We start from the raw sequence: 10,295 nt of genomic DNA, 5'->3' as shown, positions 1-10,295 counted from the left end.
ATGAAAAATTTAAAAATAGGAAAAGCGTTTATCGCTGTCCTTGTATGCTTGTTGCCCAAGCTAGGCTGGGCACAAGGCATGGCCCAGGAACTGGCGGGCATGCAGCCGGTGCTGGACAGGGTATATGCCGAAATGTTGCCGCTGTGCAGTGGACTGATCGATGTCGCCCGTGGGCTGGCGGGATTTGGGGCGCTGTGGTATATTGCCGCCAGGGTCTGGCGCCATATGGCAGCGGCCGAACCGATCGACTTCTATCCACTAATGCGGCCCTTTGCAATAGGCCTGGCCATCATCCTGTTCCCCTTGGTGATCGGCATGATCAATGGGGTACTGCAGCCTACCGTTTCGGCGACGGGTGCGATGGTCAAGGGTTCCAATGTGGCCATCGACCGCCTGCTGAGGGCGAAGGAGGCGGCCATGAAAAAAAGCAGGAAATGGCAGATGTATGTGGGCGATAGTGGCAGTGGCGACCGTAGCAAATGGTATAAGTACACTTTTCCCCAGGCGGGCGATGAGGGCATGCTGGACAGGTTGGGCCATGACCTGCAGTTCTTTATGGACAAGCAGGCCTACAATTTCAGGCACTCGATCAAACAATGGATGAAGGAGGTCCTGGAGGTGGTCTATGCCGCAGCGTCGCTGTGCATCAATACGCTCCGCACCTTCTTTCTGATCGTACTTGCGATCCTGGGTCCCTTGGTGCTGGGCTTTGCGGTCTTCGATGGTTTCCAGCAGACCTTGACCGTCTGGCTGGCGCGCTATATCAATATCTATCTCTGGTTGCCCATCGCCAATATCTTCGGCAGTATCCTGGGCAAGATCCAGCAGAACATGATCAGTCTGGATATCTCGCAGATCGAAGCCCAAGGGGATACCTTCTTCAGCGGTACCGATACCGCCTACCTGATCTTTCTGATCATCGGCATCATTGGTTATTTCTGCGTACCGAATGTGGCCAACTATGTGGTACATGCCGGAGGTGGCAACTCGATCCTGCACAAGTTCAATGCGATCGTAATCGGTGCGGGAACTAGCGGAAAGGCGATGGCGACCGGAGGTGGCGGAATGGTCGCCGATAAAATGGGCGATGCCTATCGGACCATGGTGCAGGGCCACGCTCCTGCCGCACAGAACGATTATTTCCAAGAAGGCTCGGGGCATCAGCAAAAGCGGATCTCGGGCAAATCCTAACCTAAATCTCCAATCATGTTTACACATTTCAGGAACATCGATACGGCATTCCAACATATCAAACGTTTCAGCCTGCTATTGGTCATCGCCTGTACGCTGGTCTGCTGCTTTGCCATCTACCAGAGTTTCAGCATGGTCAGGGACATGCAGCAGAAAGTCTATATCCTGGCCAATGGCAAGGCTATCGAAGCCTTTAGCTCCCAGCGCAAGGATAACCTACAAGTGGAGCTGCGGGACCATATCCAGACCTTCCACCATTGGTTCTTTACCTTGGATCCGGATGAAAAGGTTATTCAGTCACATGTAGGCAAGGCCCTGTATCTGGCAGATGAGAGCGCCAAGAAGGCCTATGACAATCTTCGCGAGCAGGGTTTTTACAACAACCTGATCTCGGCCAATATTTCCCAAGAGATCAGTGTCGATAGCACGGTGTTGGATGTGGACCAGTATCCCTTTGCCTTCAGATGCTATGCCACCCAACGCCTGATCCGTAGCAGCACTTCCACGACGCGCAAGTTGGTTACCCAGGGCAGGGTCAGGAATGTTGCGCGCTCTGACCATAATCCCCATGGTTTTCTGATCCTTGGCTGGGAAACCTTGTTGAACACCGAACAGCTGCAGCCATGAGCAAGCGAAAGGAAATACGGCAGCTATTGTCGTGCTGGAAAATTGGACTAACCGAAAAGCTTAACCATTGGGCGGCAGAAGCCCCTGTAAAAAAATGCCTTTACGTATGGGGGATCTGCCTGCTCTGGGCCTGCTACTGCTGCTACCTAGTGATCGGTCTATTTATTAATTAATCCATAACAATATGAAAACAAAACACCGAATGGAAAAAAGCAGGGCACTGCTTTTTATTCCCCTGATCCTCTGGCCCTTCTTGGCTCTGGCTTTTTATGCCCTGGGCGGCGGAGGTGCCAAGGGAGAGGGAATGCCCGTGCAGAAGTTGGACACCAGCTTGCCCGATGCTTCCTTCAAGGATGAGGTGGCCAGCGACAAAATGGGACTTTATGACAGGGCCGGCGCCCGAGCCAAAAAGGACAGCCTGTCCAGTCTTAGGGAGATGGCCGGCCAGCTTGGCTTTGGCGATCAGGACGATAAGGCGCAACTGATCCAGCAGAAGCTGGACCAGCTCCAGCGCGAGATCGATGTACCAGCTTCCAGCCTTTCCAACCCGGCAGCGAACACTTGGGAAAAGAGTGCCAAAACGGTATCTTCTTCGATGAAGTCGGATATCGATCGCCTAGAGCTGTTGATGAAGGGGATGCGCCAACCAGCGGCCGAAGATCCGGAGCTCAAACAATTGGATGGGCTGATGCAGGGCATCCTGGACATCCAACATCCCGACCGCGTCGAGCAGCGCCTAAGGGAAAGAGGAAACTCGGCACCTGACAGCCAGTTTAGGGCCATACCTGCAGTTATCGCGCTGGGACAAAAAGTCGTCCAGGGGGCGACGGTAAAATTGATCCTCCGCGACAGTGCCATATTTGGCGGGATGCTGGTGCCGGCAGGTCATCCGGTCTACGGGGCCTGTAGGATCACCAACCAGCGACTGCTGCTGGACATCCGGCAAGTCCGATTGGGTACTTCTATCGTTCCCGTAGATCTTTCGGTCTACAGTTTGGATGGGATGATGGGCATCGATGCGCCGGAGGCCATGCTTTCCGATGCGGCCAGTAGCGGGGCGGACAATGCCATACGCAATGCCGGACTGCTGGCCATGGACCAGACCTTGGCCACCCAAGTCGCCGGAGCGGGTATCGATGCCGCAAAGGGACTGTTCAGCCGGAAACTTTCTAGGGTACGGGTCAGGCTCAAAGCGGGCACACCTATCCTATTGCGCAACAACCAGAATAGAATTTCAACAACAAAATAAAAAGACAAGTTATGAATTTGAGCAATTTGAGGGACCTCAAGGCGGAGATGACGACCTTGGGGTTTGGTCAGGAGCTGATCGACCAGATGGAGGAGCAGATGAAAAAGGATGTAGCGAACTTCAAGCTATATGATACCGTGGCCGCTACGCGCGGACAGGTAGACCTGACCCTGCACTTTAAGCAGTCGGGCCGCTCCGATTACTATTACCTGAACAAGTTCGATGCGGCCCATCACCAGGGCAAGCCCCTGCCCCAGGGGCATCGATATATGGTCATCGTACTCAAGCCCGAAGGACAGAAGCACGAGGTGCTCAATCCCAAAAACCTATTGGAAGCCATTGATCTTTTCAGGCTCCAGGAAGGCAATGCGGAACTGGCTTCGGGAAAGAACGGTGCCGATAAAATGGTGCTGGCCAGTATGGAGGATGGTGTAGTGAAGTTTGTGGAAAAGGACTTTCAGCGCAGCTACTATGGCCGTCCACTTCCCCAAACTTTCTATCTGGATCATGGCAAGGGCTTCAACCGTCAACAGGGCGCCAATCTGGTACAGGGCCGGGCGGTATTCCGCGACGACCTGTTGAGCCGCGAGGGAGTTCCCTACAAGGCTTGGATGCAGCTCGATACAGACAGGGAGCGCGACCGCCAGAACAACCTGAACTATAAACAGTTTACCGGAAACTACGGTTTTACCTTGAGGGAAGCTCTCGATAAATTCGACATCAAGGAGATGGCCGACCCCAAGTTGGCAGATCAGCTGGAACAGGACCTGAAGAACGGGAACAGGGTGTCCATCACCGTACTCAAGGATGGACAGGAGACCAAGCTATTTTTGGAAACGGCGGTGCGATGGGGCAAGCTTAATTTCTACAACGAAAAGGGGGCGCCTGAACAAAGGGAACAATTCGAAAAGACAACTGCTGGACAGGACAAAGAGCAGGGTTTGCAGAAAGGAAACCTGCTAAGCGGCGACAAACGTAATTCGCTGGACCAGGGGGTGGCACTTTAGGAAGAAAGTCTTATTTTAGTCGCACAAAAAGTCAAAATAGTAGACCAAAAATTTAATCAACATGGAAAAATTTCAAAAGCTGAAGGAACTGGTGGCATCGATCGAAGCTGATGCAGAAAAATTCTATACCAAAGAAAATGGGGCTGCGGGCACGCGTGTACGCAAGGGCATGCAAGACCTGAAGGTGCTTGCCCAGGAGATCAGGACCGAGGTGACCGAGAAGAAAAACACCAAATAGCATTTCACTGATTTGGGATAGTCAAGGCCCGGCCATAAGGCCGGGCTTTTTTGTTCCACCGTTTTTTGGCTACTTCCCTGCTTTTGCTGTTAGTCGTTTAGCGACAGAAACATGTTTTACGTCGACCGCATGGAGATGCAACCAAAAGTTCTTGGATATTAGCTTGGCCAATCCCCTGATTGGTATTACGATACAGCTAGATTAAAATGAAAAAAACCTTACTTTCCCTATTCCTACTGGTTCAGCTCAACCTAGGTAGCTTCGCCCAGACTATCGATGCAACCAAGCTGGATGCCTATTTCATTATGCTCCATGAACACCATAAGTTGATGGGCAGCGTGGCCATTTCCATCGGTGGCAAAGTGGCCTACACCAAGGCAGTAGGCTACAGCGATATCGCCAGCCAAAAAGCAGCGGACACCCAGACCAGGTACCGCATCGGATCCATTAGCAAGACGTTCACTGCCGTCATGGTCTTTAAAGCTATCGAAGCCGGAAAAATGAAATTGACAGATCCGCTCTCCTCCTATTTTCCGCAGGTGAAAAATGCCGAAAAGATCGTCATGGCCCAATTGCTCAACCACAGTAGCGGCATCCCCAATTTCACCGCAGACCGGGACTATCCCAAGATCAGGACAAAAGGACTGTCCCCAACTGAACTTTTCCGGATGGTCACTTTCAGTGCTAGTGATTTCAGTCCTGGGGAAAAACATGCCTACAGTAACAGCAATTACCTATTACTTTCGATGATCCTTGAAAAGATCCATGGCAAGGGATATCCGGCAATCCTACAGGAACAAATTACCGATCCTATCGGATTGAAAAACACCTATTATGGGCGACCAACCAATACCGCACAGCACGAAAGCCATTCTTACATTCGTAGTAAAGGGAGTTGGGAAAAACAGATCGAAACCAATATGTCCGTTCCCCTCGGAGCTGGGACAATCGTTTCTACCCCGGGCGACCTGAATTTGTTCGCCAGTGCGCTATACCATGGCAAGCTGGTTTCTGCAGAAAGTCTCAAGGCCATGGAAACCATACAATCTGGTTACGGCATGGGACTGTTCAGGGTACCTTTTTACCAAAAATCGGGATACGGGCATCGGGGAAACATTGATGGTTTCGCCGCTTTTTTCTATCATTTTGCTGATGGTGATGTCTCCGTTGCTATGACCGCCAATGGCGTCAATATCAATACCAATGATATCGCCATGGTTCTGTTGAACGCAGCATTCCAGCGCCCCTTCCAATTGCCAGACTTCAACCCTCCTTCCCTGACCACCCATGATCTTGACAAGTACCTCGGGGTTTATGCCAGCAAAGAGCTTCCCCAGGAGCTGACCGTCACCAAAAAAGGCAACGTACTGGTGGCCAAGGCAACCGGACAGTCCGCCTTTGAGCTCCTACCGACTGGCAATAATAAGTTCGGTTTTGAAAAAGCGAACATCAGCATGGAATTCCAGCCTACAAATGGAAGCTTGATCATGACCCAAGGGAAAAAGTACCTGTTCACCAGAAAATAATTTAGGAATATCCATATCATATTAACAAAGGGAGCGGTGAATAGAATTACCGTTCCCTTTGTGTTGTAAGTAAACGTCTTGTAGAATTCCTAAATGCATTCTATCTACACAAGCAAACTTTACATCTTCACATTAACTTCTTCCGTCGACATTTCAGGCAAACCAATCTCTCGAGAGTGAACTTTGCGGGGTTGTGTGCTGCAGTGGACGCCCTTTGCAGCCTCAAAATGATGATTTAATAAAATACAATATGATAAATAAGAGAAAATGGATCTGCATGCTGTTGATAGTGTGCACCGCGCTACAAGCGTGCAAGAAAAAAGGTGGCAATCAACCGGACAACCCCGAGGAACCCAGTATCCCTGGCGCCATCCGTGTAGAACATGGCGAGCCTAAGGGTGAAGTAACGGCAAAAACTATTGGAGCCAATGGAGGGGAACTGACTATTCCCAACACTTCATTCAAACTCACAATTCCGGCCGGTGCGGTGGACGGTGATGTGAACTTTAGTGTGCAGGAAGTATCCAATACGTTGCCCAATGGTGCGGCCAGCCCGGTGTACCGCCTGTTACCGGAAAATGTCACATTCAAGAAAGATGTAGAAATCACACTGCCCTACGATGACGCCATCAACATGGTGCTACCCATGGTAGGACTTTGCTATCAGGATAAAAAAGGGTATTGGCATGTGGTGGATAACTCGGTAGTCAACAGGAACAATTATACCGTAACCGCCAAAACGCGTCACTTTAGTGATTGGGTTGTCGTTTCCAAGCTCTCTATCTATGTGGACGGCAATACGGACTTGGAAAAAGGGGAAACCACACAGCTGCAGCTCTATTTTCTTCCAACGGTTGATGGACCGGATGTGGATGACCTATTGGGTAAACACGTTAAATTCGATAACAGTAAGGTAAAGGAATGGAGATTCTATGGTACCAGTACTGAAGACCGTGGAACTTTAACGGTAAGCACAGACAAGTTAAGCGCTACCTTCAAAGCACCAAGCAGCTATCCCGCAAGAATGACCGGACACAGTATTGAAGTCGTATTATATCCATTGGACGGATCGGGAAAGGAACACACTGCGCGGCAAAGACTCACGCTATTGTCCGAGGAATATAGCTACACCACCATTGAGGGACAGTCGGGGCGAGTAGACGGTAATGCGGGAGTAGAGGTTTATGGAGGAGACGCTTTGATCGCAAACTTTCGTGGACATTCAGGTAGCAGGCTTCATATAGAGTTGCCTGACCAAGCCTTGGGAAACAAACCTTTTGGAGATAAGGTTCGGGTGTCCTTTTCGTATGAATTCCAACCCTATTACTCTAGTGCATATACGGAATGTATTCCCAATGGCGAGGAATATACCTCGGGAGTAGTAGTATTATTGGAAGAAAAGAATGGACTGATTACTGGAGCCATGAGCGGTAACCTTAAACTGAAAACACAGGGTTCGCCATATTGCTACGGAAAGGCTGAAAAATTCTATGCTAAATTCAGATATAAGAAAAGGTAGTAAGCATCACTCCCTATATATCGATACTGAACTACATTGAAACATGGTCCCTCTTAATAACGAGGGACCTTTATTTTATAACACCTATGACATTTGTCCTATTTTTTTTGGGCGGCTGCCATAGGGCTGACATCCTTAATTTTAAAATTTGTAGAAATAAAAACAGAAATGAAAAAACAGTTAGAAAGTTTCCAGGTCATTGGCTTGTCCGTACGTACCAGTAATGAAGATGGTAGGGCAACAAAAGATATCCCTGAACTATGGAACCAGTTCTTTACAAGTGGCGCACTAGAGAAAATCCCCAATAGACAGGATGATACCTTGTATTGTATCTATACCGATTACGAGAAAGATCATACCCGCCCCTACACCACAGTCTTGGGCTGCAGGGTCGAAAACCTGAACGAAGTTCCCGAGGGCATGACAGGATTGACCATCGGCGCTGGCCAGTACCAACAATATCCGTTGAAGGGCAACTTGAACGAGGGATTGGTCTATGGCCAATGGACGGAGATCTGGCAGTCATCCCATGACAGATCGTTCGCAGCAGACTTTGAGGTCTATGACCACAGAAGCTTGGATCCCAGTAATGCTGAAGTAGACATCTTTATTTCGGTCCGTTAGACGGGACAAAAAAAAGCCATCTCTTGCGAAATGGCTTTTTTTTGACTTATGAAGATTTGATAAACTCCACCCGGCGGTTCTGGGCGCGCCCAATCCCGCTCTTGTTATCGGCCACAGGTTGTAGTGCGCCCTTACCGTCGGTCTGCAAACGCCCACCGTCTATCCCAAATTCCCTTACCAACAGTTCCCGAACGGCTTCGGCACGTCTTTTCGATAATGAAAGGTTGTCAGTCGTCCCACCAACGTTATCCGTATGCCCAACGATCTTGAATTTAGATGGGGTCTCTTTTAGCGCCTGCGCCAATTGCTTTAACAGCCCGTAGGAAGAGGGCTTGATCTGAGCGGAATTGGAATCGAACAGGATATCGCTGGTGACGAATTTGCCCTGCTCCAGTTTCTGCCTAAGATCCGGATCACCGTGGGCAATCTTGAGGTTGGAAAAATAAAATCCAGGCGAACCGTCCGCCTTTTTATTTCCCAAGATATACATTTGATTGAAGTTATGGTTCAGTGCTACCGCTATCGGAATATCCATGACCTTTTGTTCGTTGTACCACAAACGGACCCGCTCCTTCTGCACGGCCATGGACACATGGACTACGCTGCCGTAGTTGCGTTGGAAACCAGCAAGGGAAACCGGGTCGGACAGCAACTTGACCTTTCCCTTCTCCCTAGAATCCAACCTGGCGATGACCCTTTGGTAGTTGAACGAGTTAGAGAACATCATGATATTGTTCAACGGATAGTTATAGGCATCCAGACGCTTGAGCTTCTCCCCTCCGTCAAAGAACTGGAAACTCAGGCCAGGGAGTACACTGCTGCTATTGGCACTGATGTTCAGGAATACATCGAACTCTACGGTAAAATTTTCAGGGAACCTGATGATCGGCGACAAAGCCGCCCCGCCCGTAGTAGCCAGCCATTTTCCCGGAAGATCTTTTAAGGTGACGATCTCGCCGCCCCCTTTGGTAAACCATTTAAGTGGAAATTCACCGATGGCATCCTGCTCAAAATCCTCCAATAGGAGGATCTGGTTACCCGGTACAAAATCGAACTTTGAATATGCTGTAACAGATCCGCTGGAATTGCTTTCCGAAATCGCTTCGGTCTTCTTTTCTTCCTTGACATCTTTGGTCTTTTTTCCATCAATAGCCTTCTCGGCCTGTTCTCCAGTTTTCTTGACGATCAGATCGCTACCGGCATTTGATGCTTTGTTCGCCAGTTTCTTTAAAAAGCCCTGGGCCAGCGCCCCGCTTGACACGATACTGGTCACCAGCAGTGTGAGTATAACTACCTTGATTTTCATTACGAATTGATTTGCTTTAAAATGTGAATGGCAAAGTTTGCCAGACCGGCCGTGTTGTAAAAGGACAGCAGACGGACTGTAGCTTTTTGACGACCGACAACTTATACCCGTATCTTAACCGACATTCAGAATAGAAGTACTCGCAGATTGCCGACCAATCAATGTAATCTGACTGGAAAACCTGGCCGTCTGTCGACAGGAAGAAATCCAGCCTGATCATTTTGGGAGCTTTGGAAATTAATTCATAAGTAGAATAAATGAGAACAAATAGAATGAACCTATGGCTGGCAATCCCGCTACTACTGCTTGCCTGTAAAAAAGATCAGTCTGGAGAAATTGACAAGCCGAGCGCGGATATGGTAAAGGGAAAGGTGATGACTGCCGATGGCAGGCCGGTTGCCGGAGCGAGGATCGTGATGTCAAGCGTGATCTGGTATAATGAGAATACAGTGGCAACCACAGGTACAGATGGGACCTATAACAGAAAATTGGCAGGTTTGGGCAGCGATGCTTTCTATACCTATGCCTCTATCCAAAAGGATTATAACGGTAAGCGCTATACGATGGACCTACATCCCGAGTCGACGGATGATTTCTTTCCCGCAGATGGTGCGGTAAGAAACTTCACCTGGAAGCTGACCGGTCCTCAGGTAGGAAGGTCTACCGGGATCTATGGTGGACAGGTCACCGTAGCTTCAGAGCCTGGTGCCTTCTATGACTACACCAATGTAACCCTTACCATGGTACCCCAAGGTGCCCTGATTGATGGCAGTACCGGCAGTACCCTGACGATCAAGGTACCCAACAGCCAAAAAATAGAAGTGCCGATTGGACGTTATCTCGTCTCGGCGGTCTATTCGCCCCCTGGCCAGCCCCAAAAGACCATGAAAATAAGACTATCTGACACCGGCTCCTATGGTAACAGTGTCACTGTTGATTTCAACCCTTCGAGTGACTTCTGTAAAAACTGCCTGACATTGGATATCAAGGAATAGTGATCGAACCTCA

Annotated in this window: 10 protein-coding genes; 9 read left to right on the top strand and 1 reads right to left on the bottom strand. The window is 49.4% G+C overall.

The features are described from left to right. The 8 genes from traJ (at position 1) to AC23ME_RS04915 (ending at position 7,981) form a co-directional block, all read left to right on the top strand. Positions 1 to 1,191, top strand: coding sequence for a conjugative transposon protein TraJ (gene traJ / locus AC23ME_RS04950; protein WP_487726632.1), 1,191 nt, complete (start codon positions 1 to 3; stop codon positions 1,189 to 1,191). 15 nt (positions 1,192 to 1,206) lie between these two features. Next, on the top strand, positions 1,207 to 1,818 hold the full coding sequence (gene traK, locus AC23ME_RS04945) for a conjugative transposon protein TraK (protein WP_487726631.1): 612 nt from the start codon (positions 1,207 to 1,209) through the stop codon (positions 1,816 to 1,818). 184 nt (positions 1,819 to 2,002) lie between these two features. Then, positions 2,003 to 3,067, top strand: coding sequence for a conjugative transposon protein TraM (gene traM, locus AC23ME_RS04940; RefSeq protein WP_487726630.1), 1,065 nt, complete (start codon positions 2,003 to 2,005; stop codon positions 3,065 to 3,067). An 11-nt stretch (positions 3,068 to 3,078) separates the two neighbouring features. Beyond that, entirely contained in the window at positions 3,079 to 4,074 is a 996-nt protein-coding gene (locus tag AC23ME_RS04935) for a hypothetical protein (protein ID WP_487726629.1), read from the top strand. A 61-nt stretch (positions 4,075 to 4,135) separates the two neighbouring features. Continuing rightward, positions 4,136 to 4,312, top strand: a complete 177-nt coding sequence (locus tag AC23ME_RS04930) for a histone H1 (protein ID WP_487726628.1) — start codon at positions 4,136 to 4,138, stop codon at positions 4,310 to 4,312. 206 nt (positions 4,313 to 4,518) lie between these two features. Further along, positions 4,519 to 5,838, top strand: a complete 1,320-nt coding sequence (locus AC23ME_RS04925) for a serine hydrolase domain-containing protein (RefSeq protein ID WP_487726627.1) — start codon at positions 4,519 to 4,521, stop codon at positions 5,836 to 5,838. Positions 5,839 to 6,088: 250 nt separating this feature from the next. After that, complete coding sequence (locus tag AC23ME_RS04920; RefSeq protein ID WP_487726626.1) at positions 6,089 to 7,357, top strand: hypothetical protein; 1,269 nt, start codon at positions 6,089 to 6,091, stop codon at positions 7,355 to 7,357. Between the two features lie 168 nt (positions 7,358 to 7,525). After that, entirely contained in the window at positions 7,526 to 7,981 is a 456-nt protein-coding gene (locus AC23ME_RS04915; protein ID WP_487726625.1) for a GyrI-like domain-containing protein, read from the top strand. Between the two features lie 46 nt (positions 7,982 to 8,027). Here AC23ME_RS04915 and AC23ME_RS04910 read toward each other — a convergent pair whose 3' ends face one another. Further along, positions 8,028 to 9,287, bottom strand: coding sequence for an OmpA family protein (locus tag AC23ME_RS04910; RefSeq protein ID WP_487726624.1), 1,260 nt, complete (start codon positions 9,285 to 9,287; stop codon positions 8,028 to 8,030). A 257-nt stretch (positions 9,288 to 9,544) separates the two neighbouring features. On the opposite strand from AC23ME_RS04910, the gene AC23ME_RS04905 reads away from it, so the two are divergent. Further along, the gene (locus AC23ME_RS04905; RefSeq protein WP_487726623.1) at positions 9,545 to 10,282 is read left to right on the top strand and encodes a transthyretin-like family protein; all 738 of its coding nucleotides are present in this window, start codon (positions 9,545 to 9,547) and stop codon (positions 10,280 to 10,282) included. Positions 10,283 to 10,295: the final 13 nt, after the last annotated feature.

The organism is Pedobacter sp. T50_32 (genome assembly GCF_057652195.1).
Note: the sequence above shows the minus strand (reverse complement) of the source record. Positions and strands in the feature narration are given on the sequence as shown.

What these genes read in the sequence shown, in the direction of transcription:
- traM (WP_487726630.1), top strand. Translation starts at nt 2,003, where the DNA reads ATGAAAACAAAACACCGAATGGAAAAAAGCAGGGCACTGCTTTTTATT.
- AC23ME_RS04910 (WP_487726624.1), bottom strand. Translation starts at nt 9,287, where the DNA reads ATGAAAATCAAGGTAGTTATACTCACACTGCTGGTGACCAGTATCGTG.
- traK (WP_487726631.1), top strand. Translation starts at nt 1,207, where the DNA reads ATGTTTACACATTTCAGGAACATCGATACGGCATTCCAACATATCAAA.
- AC23ME_RS04935 (WP_487726629.1), top strand. Translation starts at nt 3,079, where the DNA reads ATGAATTTGAGCAATTTGAGGGACCTCAAGGCGGAGATGACGACCTTG.
- AC23ME_RS04930 (WP_487726628.1), top strand. Translation starts at nt 4,136, where the DNA reads ATGGAAAAATTTCAAAAGCTGAAGGAACTGGTGGCATCGATCGAAGCT.
- AC23ME_RS04905 (WP_487726623.1), top strand. Translation starts at nt 9,545, where the DNA reads ATGAGAACAAATAGAATGAACCTATGGCTGGCAATCCCGCTACTACTG.
- AC23ME_RS04925 (WP_487726627.1), top strand. Translation starts at nt 4,519, where the DNA reads ATGAAAAAAACCTTACTTTCCCTATTCCTACTGGTTCAGCTCAACCTA.
- AC23ME_RS04920 (WP_487726626.1), top strand. Translation starts at nt 6,089, where the DNA reads ATGATAAATAAGAGAAAATGGATCTGCATGCTGTTGATAGTGTGCACC.
- traJ (WP_487726632.1), top strand. Translation starts at nt 1, where the DNA reads ATGAAAAATTTAAAAATAGGAAAAGCGTTTATCGCTGTCCTTGTATGC.
- AC23ME_RS04915 (WP_487726625.1), top strand. Translation starts at nt 7,526, where the DNA reads ATGAAAAAACAGTTAGAAAGTTTCCAGGTCATTGGCTTGTCCGTACGT.